The sequence below is a fragment of the Corallococcus sp. AB032C genome (assembly GCF_003668935.1).
GTDB lineage: Bacteria > Myxococcota > Myxococcia > Myxococcales > Myxococcaceae > Corallococcus > Corallococcus exiguus.
Genome location: NZ_RAWP01000032.1, coordinates 73,821 through 90,766, shown reverse-complemented (window position 1 = coordinate 90,766; position 16,946 = coordinate 73,821). Strand labels below are relative to the sequence as shown.

The 16,946-nt window shown below is 71.1% G+C and carries 13 protein-coding genes; 10 read left to right on the top strand and 3 right to left on the bottom strand.

Annotated features, from left to right (window positions below):
- Positions 1-590: 590 nt before the first annotated feature.
- From D7X99_RS16720 to D7X99_RS16695, 6 genes are all read left to right on the top strand, one after another.
- The gene (locus D7X99_RS16720; RefSeq protein WP_121778671.1) at positions 591-1,079 is read left to right on the top strand and encodes a chemotaxis protein CheW; all 489 of its coding nucleotides are present in this window, start codon (positions 591-593) and stop codon (positions 1,077-1,079) included.
- Positions 1,076-1,480 carry a Frizzy aggregation protein FrzB gene (locus D7X99_RS16715; RefSeq protein ID WP_121778670.1) on the top strand — a complete coding sequence of 135 codons (405 nt, stop codon included), beginning with the start codon at positions 1,076-1,078 and terminating at the stop codon, positions 1,478-1,480. Before D7X99_RS16720 ends, D7X99_RS16715 begins: the two co-directional genes overlap by 4 nt.
- Positions 1,481-1,485: 5 nt before the next feature.
- Complete coding sequence (locus tag D7X99_RS16710; RefSeq protein WP_121778669.1) at positions 1,486-2,745, top strand: methyl-accepting chemotaxis protein; 1,260 nt, start codon at positions 1,486-1,488, stop codon at positions 2,743-2,745.
- A gap of 65 nt (positions 2,746-2,810) precedes the next feature.
- Entirely contained in the window at positions 2,811-5,114 is a 2,304-nt protein-coding gene (locus D7X99_RS16705) for a hybrid sensor histidine kinase/response regulator (protein ID WP_121778668.1), read from the top strand.
- Positions 5,115-5,151: 37 nt separating this feature from the next.
- Positions 5,152-6,153 (top strand): chemotaxis protein CheB, encoded by a 1,002-nt coding sequence (locus D7X99_RS16700; protein ID WP_120575537.1) that lies wholly within the window; start codon positions 5,152-5,154, stop codon positions 6,151-6,153.
- Positions 6,147-7,916 carry a CheR family methyltransferase gene (locus D7X99_RS16695; RefSeq protein ID WP_121778667.1) on the top strand — a complete coding sequence of 590 codons (1,770 nt, stop codon included), beginning with the start codon at positions 6,147-6,149 and terminating at the stop codon, positions 7,914-7,916. The genes D7X99_RS16700 and D7X99_RS16695 overlap by 7 nt, the downstream gene beginning before the upstream one ends.
- Before the next feature lie 29 nt (positions 7,917-7,945).
- Here the strand turns inward: D7X99_RS16695 and D7X99_RS16690 are convergent, their stop codons facing one another.
- Together D7X99_RS16690 and D7X99_RS16685 are read right to left on the bottom strand one after the other, a co-directional pair.
- Positions 7,946-8,269, bottom strand: coding sequence for a polyhydroxyalkanoic acid system family protein (locus tag D7X99_RS16690; RefSeq protein WP_121778666.1), 324 nt, complete (start codon positions 8,267-8,269; stop codon positions 7,946-7,948).
- A gap of 104 nt (positions 8,270-8,373) precedes the next feature.
- Positions 8,374-9,786: a deoxyribodipyrimidine photo-lyase gene (locus tag D7X99_RS16685; protein ID WP_121778665.1), complete on the bottom strand. Its 1,413-nt coding sequence runs from the start codon at positions 9,784-9,786 to the stop codon at positions 8,374-8,376.
- A gap of 95 nt (positions 9,787-9,881) precedes the next feature.
- On the opposite strand from D7X99_RS16685, the gene D7X99_RS16680 reads away from it, so the two are divergent.
- From D7X99_RS16680 to D7X99_RS16670, 4 genes are all read left to right on the top strand, one after another.
- Complete coding sequence (locus D7X99_RS16680; protein WP_169825444.1) at positions 9,882-11,156, top strand: hypothetical protein; 1,275 nt, start codon at positions 9,882-9,884, stop codon at positions 11,154-11,156.
- Between the two features lie 67 nt (positions 11,157-11,223).
- Positions 11,224-12,369 (top strand): DUF1015 family protein, encoded by a 1,146-nt coding sequence (locus tag D7X99_RS16675; RefSeq protein WP_121778663.1) that lies wholly within the window; start codon positions 11,224-11,226, stop codon positions 12,367-12,369.
- An 11-nt stretch (positions 12,370-12,380) separates the two neighbouring features.
- Positions 12,381-12,539 (top strand): hypothetical protein, encoded by a 159-nt coding sequence (locus D7X99_RS42830; RefSeq protein ID WP_158627021.1) that lies wholly within the window; start codon positions 12,381-12,383, stop codon positions 12,537-12,539.
- A gap of 129 nt (positions 12,540-12,668) precedes the next feature.
- Positions 12,669-13,631, top strand: a complete 963-nt coding sequence (locus tag D7X99_RS16670) for a DUF6268 family outer membrane beta-barrel protein (protein WP_233613455.1) — start codon at positions 12,669-12,671, stop codon at positions 13,629-13,631.
- 21 nt (positions 13,632-13,652) lie between these two features.
- On the opposite strand, the gene D7X99_RS16665 is transcribed toward D7X99_RS16670, so the two are convergent.
- A complete protein-coding gene (locus D7X99_RS16665) occupies positions 13,653-16,862 on the bottom strand; it encodes a fused MFS/spermidine synthase (RefSeq protein ID WP_121778661.1) in 3,210 nt (1,069 codons plus the stop codon).
- Between the last annotated feature and the right edge of the window lie 84 nt (positions 16,863-16,946).

Sequence of the window (16,946 nt, the reverse complement as noted above, 5' to 3'; positions counted from 1 at the left end):
TGAGCGTCTCGTGGGCTCGGAGATGTGTATAAGAGACAGGGGATGTTCAGCGCCGGGGCGCCGATGAGGCCCATCACGCCTCCCAGCACGCCCTCCAGGCCTCCGCTCTTGAGAATGTAGCTGTCCGCGCCGGAGTTCTTCACCTTCGCTTCCAGCTCCTGCTCCGAGATGTCGGAGTAGAGGACGAGCTTGGCGGTGACGCCCTTCTGCTTGCGGAGGTACTCGACGACGTCGTCGCCGAACATCTCCGGCATGTTCACGTCCATGAGGATGAGCGCGAACGGGCCCTCGGTGAGCTTCTGGTCGAGCGCGGCCAGGTCCTGTGCGCCACTGGCCTCATAGCCGGCGGCCGTCAGGGCCCGGACGGTAAGCTCCAGAAGCATCGGGCTGTCGTCAATGACCAGTACGCGGGACATCGTCCTCCTCAAGGGCTGCCAGCGCACAACCCTACACCTTTGGGTCACGATGGACCATCGAAACGGAGAGCAGGCGGCCGGTCCACCACCGGACGATGGACCCTTGACCCTCTTTATCCTGGTCTCTGATACTTCGCTGCCTTGATCCCGAACTCCTCCCCCCTCCAACGCGCCTTGCGCAAGGCGCCAGACCGCACGGTGGCCGCCCAGGCCCGGCCGGAGCTGGAATTCTTCTGCTTCCGCGTGGGCGAGCTGCGCTTCGGCGTGCCCAGTGAGAACGTGCTCGAGGTGCTGCGCGCCGGGCTGCTCACGCCGCTGCCGCGCACGCCGTCCTTCATCCTGGGCGTCACCGGCCACCGCGGCCAGGTGCTTCCCGTGGTGGACATGCTGCGCTTCCTCAGCAAGGGCGAGGCGCGCATCGGTCCGCGCACCCGCATCTTCGTGGGCGTCAGCGGCAACTACGTCTCCGGCGTGGTGGCGGACGTCGTGCTCGGCCTGCGGCGCATCCCCGTGGCGGACATCCTGCCGCCGCCCCTGGGCGGTGATCAGGCCGCGGAGCACCTGCTGGGCGTCGTGCATGGGTCGGGCCCGGCGGATGGCCTCAACCTGCTCAACTTCTCCAAGCTCCTGCAGACGGCCCGTCAGCGCGCGGTGGTGCGATGAGCGGCGACGTCCTGCTGGATGAGGAAGCCCCCGAGCAGGAACGGGCCGTGGGAGAGGTGGACGTCCTCTTCTTCCAGATTGGTGATTCGGAGTACGGCACGGACGCGTCGTCCGTGCTGCGCATCGACCGGGCGCTCCCGGAGGACCTGACCGTGCGCGACCTGGGAATGCCCCACAAGGGGCACCGCGCGCTCGTGTTCGACACCCCCGAGGGCGAGGGCCACCTGAAGGTGGACGCCGTCAACGGGGTGCGCACCATCCCCGTCGCCGGGCTGCGCCGCATGCCGGCCGCCGCCGCGGCGGCTTCGTATGCGGTGGGCATCTGCCTGGATGAAGAGGCGGGCCGTCCCGTGTTGCTCATTGATTTGGCGGAAACCTTGAAGACGCAAGGAAGGCACTGACACACATGTCCCTGGAGAGCCCCAACGAGAAGCCCGCGAAGTCCCGCGGCGCGAGGAAGTCCCCGGGCGTGAAGGCCGGCGCGCAGTCCGTCATCGCCAACACCGTGACGGATCCGCTCAAGCCCTTCACCGACACGCTGATGGCGGTGCTGGCCGGCAACCTGAACGCGCGCGTGCCGCAGGACCGCGTGCAGGCTGACGCCAGCGGCTTCGGCCACCTGCTCAACCAGGTGCTGGAGCAGTTCTCCTCCGCCGAACACCGCAAGCAGGTGGCGGCGCAGGAGATCGATCAGGCGCTCGACTCGCTCATCATCCTGGTGCGTGAAGGCGACCTGTCGCGCTGGAACACGTCCACCGAAGACCCCCAGCTCGGGCCCCTGCTGGAGGGCTTCGGCAAGGTCATCGAGACGCTGCGCATCTTCGTGCGGGAGATCAACGAGGCCGCGCTGCGGCTGTCGTCCTCCGCCAACCAGGTGCTGGCGGCGTCCACGCAGCATGAGACGTCCTCCACCGAGCAGGCCGCGGCCATCCACGAGACGACCGCGACCATGGAGGAGCTGAAGCACGCGTCCGCGCAGATCGCGGAGAACGCGGGCAGCGTGGCGCGCGTGGCGGAGGAGACGCTGGGCGCGGCCCGCGCGGGCCGCGGCGCCATTGGCGAGTTCATCCAGGCCATGCAGCAGATCCGCAGCGACGGCGTCGCGGTGGCGGACTCCATCTCCAAGCTGTCCAAGCGCGTGGAGCGCATTGGCACGGTGGTGGAGGTGATTGACGAGATCGCGGACCGCTCCGACCTGCTGGCGCTCAACGCGGCGCTGGAAGGCAGCCGCGCGGGCGAGGCGGGCAAGGGCTTCTCCATCGTCGCGGCGGAGATGCGCCGGCTGGCGGAGAACGTCCTGGAGTCCACCAAGGAGATCAAGAACCTGATCACCGAGATCCGCGAGGCCACGCAGGCCGCCGCGGGCGCCGCGGACGCGTCCAAGCACGCCACGGAGTCCGGCGAGAAGCTGGGCGCGGTGGCGGCGCAGGCCGTGGAAGGCATCCTCGCCGGCGTGCAGGAGACGAGCGACGCGGCCCGGGTCATCAACCTGGCGACCCAGCAGCAGCGCACGGCCACCGAGCAGGTGGTGGCGTCCATGGCGGAGATTGAAGACGTGACGCGCCAGACGACGCAGGCGTCGAAGCAGGCCACCGGGGCCGCCGCCGAGCTCACCCAGCTCGCAGCCCGGCTCGCCGAGCTCATCAAGCGTTTCAAGGCCGACTAGCAGGCGTTCTCCTGAGGGGAGAAATGGGTCGAGGGGCGCCACAAGCGCCCTGAGGCCCGCGACCCATGGACACCGAGGCCCTCAAGAAATCCCTCCTGAAGAAGTTCCAGGAGGTCACGGCCGACCGACTCCAGAAGATTCAACTGGGAGTCATCGACCTGGAGAAGGAGACCGCGGAGCAGGCCGCGGACGACGTCGCGCGCGAACTGCACACGATGAAAGGCGAGGCCCGCATGTTGGGCCTGGCCGCCATCGGGCAGCTCGCGCACGCCGCCGAGGACGTCCTGCGCGCCGAGCGCGAAGGCAAGACGGCCACCGAGACGGCCACGGACGTCATGCTCCGTGCCTGCGACGTGCTGTCGGACCTCATCGAGGACCTGGACGCGGCCCACACCGGCTCGTCCGCCACCGAGGAGATGGTCAAGGCGCTGTCGGACGTGTCTGGCCACCCCGTGCCCGCGCTGGGCCCGGTGCGCAAGCCCGCCGCCGCGCCGCCCAAGCCCGCGGTACAGGCTCCGGTGGCGCCTCCCGCCGCCGTGGTGCAGGCCCCCGTGCCTGCCCCGGCGCCCGCGCAGGCCGCGCCCCGTGCGGCGGACCCTGGCGTCGTGGCCGCGCCCGCTCCGGCCGCGAAGGAGGAGGAGGCTCCGAACATCGCGAAGAGCAACTCCATCGCGGACCGCAGCATCCGCGTGAACGTGGAGGTGCTGGACTCGCTGGGCCTGCTCGCCGGCGACCTGCTGGTGGAGAGCGCGCGCGGCCGGCTTCGCAGCACGGAGACGGCGCAGCTCTTCGAGCGCTTCAGCCGCCTGGGCGACCGCTTCCTGCGCATCTCCGAGGACGTGGACGTCCCGGACGCCATCCGCACGGAGCTGGAGCGCGCGGAGGCGGACCTGCACATGCTGCGCGACGACGCGTTCCGCTTCGTGCGCCGCAACGGGGACGGCATCAACACGCTGCACGGCAACCTGGCCCAGCTGGCGGACCACGTGGCCGAGGCGCGCCTGGTGCCGCTGTCCACCGTGTTCGACGCGTTCCCTCGCGCGGTGCGCGACATCGCGAAGACGCAGAACAAGGAAGTGGACCTGGTCATCGAGAACGCCGACATCGGCGTGGACCGGTCCATGCTGGCCGACGTGCGCGACGCGCTGGTGCACCTCTTGCGCAACGCCGTGGACCACGGCCTGGAGTCCCCGGACTTCCGCCAGCAGATGGGCAAGCCCGACACGGGCCGCATCCGCATCCGCGTGCGCGTGGACGGCGACATGCTCCACATCGAGGTGGAGGACGACGGCCGCGGCATGGACACCGAGCGGCTCAAGCAGGTGGCCATCAACAAGCGCCTGCTGTCGCCGGTGCAGGCCGCCGCGCTGTCGGAGCGCGAGGCCATCGAGCTCATCTTCCGCCCCGGCTTCTCCACGCGCGAACAGGTCAGTGAGCTGTCCGGCCGCGGCGTGGGCATGGACGTGGTGAAGCGCAAGGTGGAGACGCTGGGCGGGTCCGTGGGCGTGCAGAGCCGCCAGGGCCGCGGCACCACCATCACGCTGCGCCTGCCTCAGTCGCTGGCCCTCATGAAGGTGCTGCTGGTGCGCCTGGGCGACGACGTCTACGGCATGCCTGCCGCGGACGTGGTGGCCGTCATGCGCATCAAGCCGGATGACCGCATGGAGGTGTTCGGCACGCTGGCGGTGCGGCACCGGGGCAAGCCCACGGCGCTGGTGGCGCTGGGGCCGCTGTTGGGCCTCAACGGCGGCAACCGCTTCGACAAGCCTCCCGCGGTGGTGGTGCGCCACGGCGACGACTACGCCGCGCTGGTGGTGGACGGCTTCGTGGACGAGCGCGAGGTGGCGGTGAAGCCCTGTGGAGGAGAGTTCCTCAAGGGCGCGCCGTTCATCGCGGGCACGGCGGCGCTGGAGGACGGGCGCATCGCGGTGCTGCTGCACGTTCCGGACATCATGACGGAGGTGCGCCGCATGGCCCGCCCCGTCACCCAGGCGCCCGCCAGCCGGCGGCTGCGTGTGCTCCTGGTGGACGACTCGCCCATCGCGCGTGCGACGGAAGGCGCGCTCGTCAAGGCGCTGGGCCACTCCGTGGAGGAGGCCCAGGACGGCGAGGAGGCGTACGTGAAGGTGCAGACGAACACGTACGACCTCATCCTCACCGACGTGCAGATGCCGAAGCTGGACGGCTTCTCCCTCACGCGGCGGCTGAAGGGCACGCCCGCCGTGGCGCGCATCCCGGTCATCATCCTGTCGTCGCTCGCGTCGCCGGAGGACAAGCGGCGCGGCCTGGATGCGGGCGCGGATGCGTACCTGGTGAAGGGCGAGCTGGGAGTGGAGATCCTGGCGCAGTCCATCGATAGGCTGACCTGAGGAGCCTCTCGTGGGCGGCGGCACGGCGGTGATGGGACTGGCGTTCCGGGTACTCCTGGTGGGGCGGGGCCTGCGCGGGCTGGTGCGCGGGCTCTTCGAGGGCGAGTCCCTGGTCGCCGTGGGCCCGCCAGAGGCGGACTTCGTGGGCGCGGAAGCGGTGGTGCGCAGGCACTTCCCGGACGTGCTTCTGGTGGACCTGGTGTCGTCGGAGGCGCTGGGCGCCATCGAGCGCATCATGGCCCAGCGCCCCACGCCCATCCTCGCGCTGCACCCGGGCGTGCTCACCGGCCAGCAGGCGTTCCAGGCGCTGGCCATGGGCGCGCTGGACGTGATGGACCGGCCCATGACTCCGGGGCCGGACTTCTGGCACGCGGTGAACCGCAAGCTGGTGATGCTGGCGCAGGTGAAGGGCGTGCGCTCGCCGCCTTCCTCGCCCAAGGCCAAACAGCCGGTGCAGGAAGGGCCCACCGCGCCTTTCCCCCTGGTGGCGCTGGCTGCCTCGCTGGGCGGGCCGAAGGCCGTCGCCTCCGTGCTGCGGATGATTCCGCGGGGATTCCCCGCGCCCATCGCCTACTGTCAACACATCAGCCAGGGCTTCACGGAAGGCCTGGCGCACTGGCTTTCCACGGAGACGGCGCTGCGCGTGGTCGAGGCGACGCATGACGCGTGGATGGAGCCGGGCACGGTGTACATCGCCCCTTCGGGAGGACATCTGCTGGTGAAGCCGGACGGCCGTCTGGAACTGGATACAGGACCTGCCCTGCGGGGCTTCCGGCCCTCGTGTGACATGCTGCTCACTTCGGCCGGGGAGTCTTTCGGCCGGCGGTGCATTGGCGTCATCCTGACGGGCATGGGCCGCGACGGCGCCAGGGGGTTGAAGGAGATTCGCGAGCGGGGCGGGCGCACCATCGCGCAGGACGAGGCCACGTGCGTCGTCTACGGCATGCCTCGCGAGGCGGTGCTGCTGGGCGCGGCGCAGCAGGTGCTTCCGCTGGACGTCATCGCGCCGACGCTCGTGCAGTGGGTGGATGCGTGCTGAACGTGGGCAACAAAGTGCTCCAGCAGCTGTCCGCGCTCCTCCTGGAACGCGCGGGGCTGAAGATCACCCTGGATGGCTACCACAGCCTGCGGCTCGCCCTGTCCACGCGCATGCCCGTGCTGGGGCTGAGCGACCCTGAGAAGTACCTGCAGAAGTTGATGGGCGTTAGCGGCGAGGAGGAGCTGCGCGCGCTCTTGCCGCTGGTGACGGTGGGGCACACGGAGTTCTTCCGCGACGCGAAGCAGTTCCGCGCGCTGGAGCAGAGTGTGCTGCCGGAGCTGCTCGCGCGGGCCCGGCGCGAGATGCGCAAGGTGACCATCTGGTCCGCGGGCTGCGCCACCGGCGAGGAGCCCTACAGCCTGGCGCTGGTGATGGCGGAGCTGGGGGCGCTCGCGGTGGAGGTGGACCTGTGGGCCACCGACCTGAACCTGGCCGCGGTGGAGGCCGCGCGGCAGGGGCGCTTCACCACGCGTCGCGCGATGGCCATTGGACCGGAGCGGCTCAAGCGCTTCTTCCGGCCCGTGGAGGACGGCTACGAGGCGTCTCCCATCCTGCGCGAGTACATCCGCTTCGACGGCCAGAACCTGGCCGTGCCGGTGTTCGACAAGGTGGCGCCCTCGTCACTGGATCTCATCCTCTGCCGCAACGTCATCATCTACTTCGACCTGCCCACCATCCGCGCGCTGATGGACCGCTTCCTCGCGGCGCTGCGTCCGGGCGGGCTGCTCTTCCTGGGGTACTCGGAGAGCCTGTTCAAGGTCTATGACCGCTTCGAGATGATCGAAGTGGACGGTGCGTTCGTGTACCGGCGCCCCCTGGGCGAGCGCCCCCGTCCGCCGCCGCCGCTGGCGCCCATGGCGTCGGAGCTCCGGCCGGGCAGCCCGGAGTCCTTCGCCGTGGAGCTGCGCCAGCGGATGCAGGCCGGCGCGGAGACCGCGGCCAGGCTGCGCACCGACGCGGCGAGTGCCAGGGGACCGGACGCGCCCGTGCGCAGGCCCACCCTGGAGATGCCCGCGGTGGGCGCGCTGGCGGGGCGCCGCACCGGGGAGTTCCCCGCGGTCCGGCCAGAGCCGGCGCGCACCGGGGAGTTCCCCGCCATCAAGCTGGAGCCGACCCGTCCCGGAGAGCCTCCGCGCCGGACCGCGACGACCGGTTCCTTCGCGGCGGTGCGCGTGGATCCGCCCGCGTCCCGGCCGCTGACGGAAGCGGTGCCCGCGCGCCCCAGCGGTTCGTGGCCGCAGCTGCTGCCGCCCGCGGAGCGCTTGAACATGGCCGTGCGGAAGATGGCGCAGGGGGACTTCCCTGGCGCCATCGACGGCGTGAAGCGCCTGCTGGTGGACGAGCCCTCCGACCTGGACGCGCTCCTGACGCTGGGCAACCTGTACTCGCTCACCGGCCGCATCGACGAGGCGCGCGAAACCTTCGGTCAGGCGCTCCAGCGCGAGCCGCTGTGCGTGGAGGCGCGCGTCTTCGGCGGGGTGGCGGCGATGCAGGCGGGAAGCCTGACCGAGGCTCGCTCCGAGCTGGCCAAGGCCCTGTTCCTGGAGCCCACGCTGGCCATTGGCCACTACCTGCTGGCCCAGGTGCAGGAGCGCACGCAGGACTTCGAGGCGGCCCGGCGCAGCTACCGCAACGCCGTCGCTCAGCTGAAGTATCCGCAGCGCCCGTTGGCGGGGCACTACCCGGAGATGCTCGACTCCGCGGAGGCCATCTCCCGCGCGGCCCGCTATGCGTTGGCCGCGCTGGAGGAGCAGCCGGGCTGATTGGACAGCCCGGCGCACGGCGGTCCGCTTCAGTCCAGGTTGCCCTTCACCTGATCCAGGCTCTTGGACGGATCCAGCACCGCGCCGAACTTCTTCTGGATGTACGTCTTGGCCTGGCTGCGCAGCAGCATTCCGGGGTCGGTGCCCTCGCCGGAGATGGCCTTGTCCGTGATGACGAAGGTGGCGTCCAGGTTGATGCCCATCACCTTGCCGACGAGCTTCGCGCCCTCGTCGCCCTGCCAGTCGGACTTCACGCCGTACTTGGAACCCCAGTACTGGAGGAGCTGCTCGACGCGCTTCTTGACCTCGTCCTTGGGAAGGTTGTGGGGGACCTCGAACTTCATCGTGCCCATGGCTGACTCCTGATTCATTCCGCGAAAGCGGGTGCGTCCGTCCGGTTTAGTGACCCCGGGCCGGAAAGTGAACCGCCGTCTTCATGAGTGTGTCCACCGGCTGCCTACAGGGTGCCCCAGCGCTCCAGGTACGGGTCCAGGTCGAACTTCTCCGCGGTGCGGAGCGAGCTCATGGGCCGCACCTTCCCAATCACCGCGCGCTCCTGGAAGGGCCGGTCGTGCAGCCCCAGGACCCACATGAAGTTGGAGACGCTCGCCGGGTCGCGTCCGTCCACCGCGTAGGTGTCGTTGAGCCGCGCGATGCGGGCCAGCGCTTCTTCCGGCGTGGGGCTCCACTCCAGGATCTTCTTGCCCCAGAGCATGCGCAGGTAGTTGTGGATCCGCCCTCGCTCCCGCAGCTCGCGCTGGGCCGCGTTCCAGAGCGCGTCCTGCGTGCGGCCCTGATCCAGATCCTCGAACGAGTAGAGGTGCGGACGCGGATCCTTCCGGTGGCGTGAGAGCGTTTCGCGCGCCCAGCCGGGCAGGGAGTCCGTGCTCAGCTGCTTCGGGCCGGGCGTGTGGAAGCAGTAGTTGAAGCCCAGCTCGCGGCGCACGAGCAGCTCCTCCACGAAGGACTGCACGGCGGGGTGGTCCTTGCCCTTCGCCGCGATGGCCGCGCGCGCTGCCTCGCCGGGGAAGAGGTTGCCCCAGTGGAAGTAGGGCGACAGGTTGGACTGCTGGCCCAGGCCTGGATCATTCCGGCCGGTGTCGTAGCCCTCCAGCCGCTCGTGAAGGAACGCATCCAGGGCCTCGAGGCCTGCCTTGCGTCCGCCGCGCTCGGAGACGGGCTTCACGGAATGATCCAACGCGAACGTGTCCAGCGCGGCGCGGGCCTTCACGGCGTCGGACAGCTCGAAGTCCGGCTGGAGCTTCGCGCCCGACACGCGGGGCTTGCGCTTGGGCAGCGTGCGCTCCAGGTACTCCGGCCACAGCTTGCGCAGCTTGGGGCGCAGCGCGTACGCGCCCACCTGGGCCGCGGGGATGCGCTGCATGGGCACCACGCAGGAGGCGTCCACGGCGAGGAGCGGCACCCGCAGCGCCTTCGCCGCGCCGCGCAGGTGGCCCGGGATGATGTACGTGGGGAACAGGTCCGACACGACGGCCGCCGCGCGCCGGCCCAGGCTCGCGAGCCGCGGCTTGTGCTCCTTCTTCGTGCGCGGCAGCTCCAGCCAGTACCGCAGGCCGCGCGCGGCGCAGCCCTTCGCCATGTCCGCCATGCCCTCCAGGGCCCACGCGTGGAGCCGCTCCGACGCGTAGGGGTAGTCCGGGCGGATGGCCTGGTAGACGACGACGGGCAGGCCCAGGTGGTTGCCCAGCGCGATGGCGGCGTCCAGCGCGTGGTTCTCCTCCCACCGATGGTTCACCATGCACCAGTAGAGGACGAAGTCGCGCTGACCAGGAGGGAAGGGGGCTTCGTTCACCGCTTGCACGCGGGCGGAGTCGACGCCGAGTTCGGACCACGAGATGCCTTCGGGCATGGGCGCGCGAGAATCTTCGACACGCGGCGGAAAACCAACACGCGCGCACCGGTTGTGGTTTTCTGCCGGACGGCCGGACCCAAGGAGCGCCTCGCGTGTCACACCGTCGAACCTGGAACCTCCCTGTCACCGTCCTCGCGGTCGCGCTGATGTTGCCGGGCCTCGCACTCGCGCAGGCGGGTGGCACGGGCGTCTATCCGGCACCGCAGCCGCCGCCTCCGCCCGCGCCGGGCATGTACCCGGCGCCGTCCTCGCAGGCCGAGCCCCAGGCGGAGGAACCTCAGCCCGTGTCGCCCTCCAGCGACGCTGACGGGCAGATGCCTCCCTCGCGGCCGTCGAACATCGACGCGTATCCGCCGTCCACGCAGACGAACCCGGATGACGTGCCTCCCCGCGCGAGCGACGCGCCGCTCGCGCCGCCGGATCCGGACCGCCTGCGCACCGAGCCTCAGGCGCCGTTGACGGAAGGCACGCGCGAGGTTCGCCCGGAGTCCATCCGCGACGAGACCGCGACGGCCGCCTCGCGGCTCCGCCCGCCGCCGGAGGACAACGGCGTGTTCCTGGACGGCCAGCGCCGCCGGGGGCCGTTCCTGTCCGGTCCCGGCAGCACGCGCTTCGTGCTGCACCACACGGCCCTGGGCGCGCTGGGCGGCTTCTTCACGCAGGCGTTCAACAAGGAGTTCAACTTCGACCGCAGCTCGCGCGAGTCCATGCTCGCGGGCACGCTCATCGGCGCGGGCCTGGGCTTCGGCGCTTCCGCGTGGTGGCAGTTCAACAACTGGGTGGACACGCCCATGGCGAACTTCACCATCCTCAACTCGGGGATCGGCGGCATGTTCCTCGCGGGCTTCATGGACCTCATCACCCAGGACGCGGGCGTGCTCACCTGGGCCGGGTTCCTGGGCGCGGAGCTGGGCGCGTGGCTGACGGCGGGCATCGGCGGTGGGCAGCTGCCGCTCTCGGACGGCCTGCTGGTGGCGTCCGGCGCGGGCTGGGCGGCGGCGTACAGCGCGCTGTTCCTCGCCATCGTGCACTTCTCCGGCACGGCCATCTCCGGCAAGACGTGGAAGGACCTGCTGCTCATCTCTCCGGGAGTGGGCGCGGGCGTGCTGGCCCTGGCGACCATGCGCTACAACCCCACGGCGTCGCAGATTCTGCGTGCGGACCTCTTCGGCGGCGGCGTGGGCGCGGCGGTGCTGCTCATCTCCGGCCTGGTGCTGGGCGGCTTCAACCAGTCCACCCCCTACGTGCTGTCCTTCCTGGGCTCCGCGGGCGCCATCACCACCGTGAGCCTGCTGTGGGAAGAGAGCGTGGACCGGTCCTCCCTGCGCAGCGCCAAGGACCGGCCCTACAAGAACGTCTGGTGGTAGACGGCCAGGCGGACGGGCGAGCAGGCGTCATGGCACGCGGGGAAGGGCGGCATCACCTTTCCCCGGTATGGCGCGCGTCCTTCCGTTCTCGGCCCTCCTGACCTCGCTGGGCTCCTCGCTGGAGCCCGGTGACGGTCCTCCTCGCGGCAACGCGGCCCCACTGCCCACGCATGTGCGGCCCCTGCTGGAGGCCGCGAACCCGAGCGCCGAGCTGCGCCGGCTGCGCGACTCGGGCGGGCTGTTGAAGGACGCACGTCCCGCCCTCTACGTGGTGGAGCTGCACGGCCCCGCGGGCCGCTTCTCCGGCCCTCCGGTGCGCTACCTGCTGTGCGCGCTGAAGCCGGACGCGGTGCCGTCGTTGGAGCAGGACCCGTACCGGCCCCGCGCGTGGGAGGTGGAGCCCGCCGTCACCCTGGTGGCGGATGACCACGGCGCCCTCCGTGCCCTCCTGGCCGAAGCCGCCGAGCGTGGCATCTCCGTCTGGAAGGGGCAGTACGACGGCAGCCCGGTGTCGCTTTTGCGCATCGAACCGTCCCCGGTGTCCAAGCGCTTGCAGGCGGTGCTGGACGATGCGCCCATGCGGCCCCTGGCGGCCCTGAGCGAGCAGGGCCAGACGCTGGCCGCGGTGGTGCCGCTGTCCGAGCCGGGCCTGGAGCTGTGCCCCATCCACCGTGCCCTGAAGGGCGTGGAGACGTTCCAGGAGGACACCTTCCTCACCCTGGTGGCCGCGTACGCGCGCGTGACGGAGCTGGACGCGCCCCTCACCACGCCGCAGGGACTCTCCGCGGCGCGCGAGCGGCTGGCCACGCTGGTGCCCGGACAGCACGCCGTGCTGCTGGTGTTGCCGGGAGGCCGGGGCCGCATCCTGCGCTTCCGTCAGGGGCTGGACCTGGCGCACCTGAAGGGCGCGCCTCGAAACCCCACGCTGCGCAGCCTGGACCTGGCGCTGCTCAACGCGCTGGTGCTGCGCACGGTGCTGGGCATCCAGGAGCCGGAGGCGTCCGGACATCCGCAGGTGTTCCCGGTGCACGGCCTGGGCGCGCTGGTGGCGGGCGTGGAGGCCGGCACGTTCCAGGCGGGCTTCGCGCTCAACCCTCCGCCGGTGTGGGAGGTGCGGGCGGTGATGGAGGCCCAGGCCACGTTGCCTCCGCGCACCCTGCGCGTGGAGCCGCGCGTGCCCGCTGGGTTGCTCTTCATGGATCCCGAAGCCTGACGGCCCCCTGTGTGCGTGCGCTGACCGGCACCGCGCAGGACTGGCCCCGGCGGGTGCGGCTCCACGCGGTGAAGGGCGGCCGGGCGGACCTCACCGTGCTGCCGTCGCTCGTCGTCCATGCGGACGAGGACGCGGCCTTCACGGCCGAGGTGAACGCCATGGTGGGCTGACACACCCACACGCCTTTCGTTTCACCCTGGGTGGAGCAGGGCAGGGTAGACTCCCCGGCTTCGGGGCCAGGACCGGCTGCCCCGTCTTGCGAAGGCAGGGTGTTGATGCGCGTGGACTTCCGCCGCGCCGTGCGATGGCGACTCCGGGCCCGGACGACCGCGGGCTTGAGCGGCTGGGTCGTGGCGCTGCTGCTGCTCATGGGCACCCACGTGCTGGCGCAGACGCAGGCCGACCGGCTCTATCTGAGCTACGGCGTCTCCGGCGGAGGCTCGCTGGACGCGGGAGGCGTCCACCTCAAGGAGCGGCGGACCCTGGAGCTGCGCGTGCCGCTGCCCCCGCTCGTCCTGGGGCGCACGTACCTGCTGCCTTCGGTGGGCTACGAGACGCGGTGGATGGGCGTGGACGTGCCCGCCGTGGGCGATGACGCGGTGGATCGGCAGTTCCACCGCATCCAACTGGGGCTCACGGTCGTCCGGCCCCTGGTGCCGCGCTGGTTGCTCGTCACGGGCGTGATGGCCAGCACCCGCACGGACTTCCAGTCGTCCTTCGACATGGCGCTGGACACGTCGTGGGTGGCGTTCGCGATGGCCAACTACCAGTTCGAGGACACGCCGGGTCTCGGGGTGACGTTCGGAGTGGTCGCGCTGTGGCCGTTCGACAAGCTGCCGGTGGTGCCCATGCTGAGCCTGACCTACAACCGGGGCCCGTACGTCCTGGAGGTGGGCCTGCCCCGGCTCACGCTGCTGCGCAAGCTGGGCGACACGGTGGAGCTGGGGCTGGTGGGCGCGCTGGACATGCAGGTGCTCCGCACCCGCTTCGACCCGGAGCTCCAGGCGCTGAACGCCAGCTACCTGCGCGAGACGCAGGTTCGCGTGGGCCCCACCGTGAACGTCCACCTGGGCCGCGACCTGTGGCTGAGTTCGTCGGTGGGCCTGTCGCTCATCAACGACTACGCGCTGCTGGACCGCCAGCGCGAAAGCCTGAACGTCCGCGGGCTGGACATGGGGCCCGCTCCGTATGGGCGCGTTGTCCTGGGCTGGCGGCCCGGACGGCCCCAGGCGAAGGCGAAGAGCCCGCGCCCGGCGCCCTGAGCACCACGGAGCGGGGCGGACCTACTGTCCCTCCGGGACGTCCGTGGCCTGCGGCGCCTCTTGTTTCGGCGCCTCATTCCTCGGGGGCTCTTCTGGGAGGGCGTCCTCCAGGAAGGGAGGGGGCGCCTGGGCCAGGAAGCGCTCCAGGTCCTCCCGCGCCGTTTCCGCCCGGGCGTCGCCATGCTGGGCGTAGCACGCGGCACGCTCCATCAACAGGTCGCGGTTCCATGGGAAATGCGGCTCCAGGGGCGAGAGCCCCTCCACGCACATCGCCATGCCTCCCGCCGCGACCGCGAGCCTCGCGCGGACCAGCTTCCGCCGCTCCGTGGCCGCGCTGGCCGCGAAGGGCTGCTCGAGCGCCACGTAGAGCCGCCGGGCCAACTCCGGAGAGCGCTGGCCCACCCGGACCGCGGCGCCCAGCGCCGTGCGCGTCAGCTCCCGCGTCGGCCATGGATCCTCTCGCAGGGCCGTGAACGCGCGCTCGAGCAACGCCGTGGCGGGAGCATCCTGCTTCTGGGACTCCAGGTGCAGGGCCTCCAGGAAGTCCGCTTCGACGGGGAGGATCGCCCTCAAGGCCTGCACGGCCTCGAGCGCCTTGGGGTTGCGGGTCATCACCAGCGCGCGTGCCACCAGGTACTGCTCCAGGGGGCCGCGGGGCTCCCGCTTCATGCGCGTCCAGTGCCTCAGCGCCAAGGCGTCCTGGCCCGCCTGTGCGGCGTCGACGAAGGCCTTGTAGGGACGGGCCTGTTCGGACACCTGCCCAGGGAGCGTGGTCCCCAGCCACAACCGCAGCTCTTCCACGCGCCCCCAGTCCGGGCTTCCCCCCGTGAACGCCAGCCGGTCCACCCCGAGCTGCCGCGACAGGCGGCCCATGTCCGCGGTGGAGAAGGAGATGGATTGGCCCAGGCCGCGCGCGAAGGCGAACTCCATGGAGGACAGGTCGTCCGTGTTGATCATGTTCGCGCCGCGCTCCGCCGCCAGCTTCGCCAGCCCCGCGTTCGCGATGAAGTGCGCGAGCACGCCCTCCAGTTCGTCCGTCCGCCACACGGCGGACAGCGCGGTGCGGAAGGGCTCCTTTGCAATGCGGGCGCGCAGCGCTTGCAGCTCGAGTGACCGCGGCTTCGTGGAGGCGATGAGCAGCAGGTCTCCGGACTGCGTCTGCCAGGTGTCCACCTCCGCGAACTCCGAGACGAGCGTGGCGTAGGCGCTCTGGACGGTGAGGGAATCCACTTCGTAGGCCTGGAGCCATTGCAGGAACAGGCCTCCCTCGGACAGCCGCTGCTTCGCCGCCTGGTAGAACTCGCGCGTGAAGAGGCTGGAGATGCCGGCGCGGTACGGGTTGGAGGGCTCGGAGAAGATGATGTCGTAGCGCTGGCGGGTGGTGAGCAGCACCTCGCGCGCGTCGCCGAAGACGGTGTGCACCTTCGGGTTGTTCATCACGTCCGCGTTCACGGAGTGGCTGCGGCGCGCGACCTCCAGGATGGCGGGCTCGATTTCGACCACGTCCACGCGCTCCATCTCCGGGACCCGGCCCAGCCAGCCCGCGGTGCTGCCCGTGCCCAGCCCGATGACGAGCGACGTGCGCGGCGCCGGGTGCAGGATCGCGCCGACGAGGCCCGCCATGACCTGGGTGGTCGCGTCGCCAATGGCGTTGCCGTCCACCTTGCCGTTGACGATGAAGTGCAGGGCGTCGTCATCCCCCAGCGCGACGCTGCTCTCCACGCCCTCGTGTTCCCAGGCGATGGCGGCCCGGCTGGTGCGCAGGAACCCGTCGATCCGCTGGTTGTTGGCGTTCTCCAACCCCGTCCGGCCCGCGCCCACGCCGGAGTGGCGCCACGCGGCGGTGGGCCCCTGCGCGGTGAGCAGCAGCACGGCGAGCGCGGTGGCCAGCACCGGCGCCACCAGGGCGCTGCGTTGGCGCTCCCGCTGGAAGGAGAGGAGGGCGGCGCCCAGGCCCAGCGCCGCGAGGAGTCCGGACACGGCCTGCCAGGTCACCGGCGCGGTGAGCAGCGGAATCACCCCGAAGCCGCCCGCGAGCGAGCCCACGATGGAGCCGCCCGTGTTCCACGCGTACACCTGGCCCACCTGCCGGCCCGCGTCCTGCCGGCCCCGCCCGATGAGGGCGAGCAGCAGCGGGAACTGCACGCCGGACACGAACGCGGCGGGCAACACCACGATGGAGGTGATGAACGTCCAGCCCAGCGCCATTCCCGCCAGGCCCATGCCTCCCAGGGGGCGCAGCAGCGCGGCGAGGATGGCCAGCCGGTCCCCCAGCGCGAACGGCAGCGCCATCAACACGGCCTCCGCGGCGCAGGTGAGCGCGAAGCCCTGGAGCGTGGCCGGGCGGTGGCGGAAGAAGACGGTGTAGGCGGTGCCGCCCAACCCGATGCCCAGCAGCGCCAGGGCGAGGATGAGCCCGAACGTGAACGTCGTGCCGCCCAGGAGCGGTCCCAGCATCCGGTACCAGACCAGCTCCATCAGCAGGAACGCGAAGCCCACCACGGCCGCGGCCACGAGCACGAAGCCCTGGGGCGGCAGCGCGCTCGCGTTGGCCTCGGGCCCGGTGGCGGGCGGTGCCTCGGTGGGAACGGGCGTGGCCGGAGCGTCGGACTCCATCGAACGGCTCACGGAGCGCGCGGTGATGGCCACGAGCGCGTTGAGCAGACAGGCGCACCAGAGCGTGGAGCGGTTGCCCAGCACCTCCAGCAGCAGGAACGTGGACGCCACCGCGCCCGTCACGGCGCCCAGCGTGTTGATGCCATAGAGCAGGGCGAGGTCGCGTCGGTGCGGATCCGCGTCGGAGAGCACCGCGCGCGCGGCGGCCGGGAGCGTGCCGCCCATGAGCACCGTGGGCACCGCGAGCACCAGCAGCGACAGCACCAGCCGCACGACGGTGCCCAGGCCCAGGCCCATCACCGGCGTGCCGCCCAGGGCGACGTAGATGGCGCGCACCGCCTCCACGAGGAAGGGGCTCAGCGCGGCGCTCGCGGCGATGAGCAGCTCCAGGTTCGCGTAGAAGCCCAGCGGCCGCGCCTGCCGGTCCGCCCGGGCGCCCAGGAGCGCGCTGCCCAGACCCAACCCCGCCATGAAGATGGCGAGCACCGCGGCCGAAGCGGCGGTCGAGGCCCCGAAGATGAGGCGGAACTCCCGCACCCACACCGTCTGATAGACGAGTGCGCAAAGCCCCGAACCGAAGAGGAGGGGAGCCACCCTCCAGACGCGTGCGTTCATCGAACCCTCGGGGAGCCGGCGCCCGTCCTTTTCATGGCGGGTCGCGGCTCCCTGCCGGGTCCTAGTATCTCGTACGAGTTGTCC

Excerpts from the sequence above, each read along its gene's own strand:
- D7X99_RS16665 (WP_121778661.1), bottom strand. The coding sequence starts at position 16,862 with ATGAACGCACGCGTCTGGAGGGTGGCTCCCCTCCTCTTCGGTTCGGGG.
- D7X99_RS16705 (WP_121778668.1), top strand. The coding sequence starts at position 2,811 with ATGGACACCGAGGCCCTCAAGAAATCCCTCCTGAAGAAGTTCCAGGAG.
- D7X99_RS16690 (WP_121778666.1), bottom strand. The coding sequence starts at position 8,269 with ATGGGCACGATGAAGTTCGAGGTCCCCCACAACCTTCCCAAGGACGAG.
- D7X99_RS16675 (WP_121778663.1), top strand. The coding sequence starts at position 11,224 with ATGGCGCGCGTCCTTCCGTTCTCGGCCCTCCTGACCTCGCTGGGCTCC.
- D7X99_RS16710 (WP_121778669.1), top strand. The coding sequence starts at position 1,486 with ATGTCCCTGGAGAGCCCCAACGAGAAGCCCGCGAAGTCCCGCGGCGCG.
- D7X99_RS16685 (WP_121778665.1), bottom strand. The coding sequence starts at position 9,786 with ATGCCCGAAGGCATCTCGTGGTCCGAACTCGGCGTCGACTCCGCCCGC.
- D7X99_RS16715 (WP_121778670.1), top strand. The coding sequence starts at position 1,076 with ATGAGCGGCGACGTCCTGCTGGATGAGGAAGCCCCCGAGCAGGAACGG.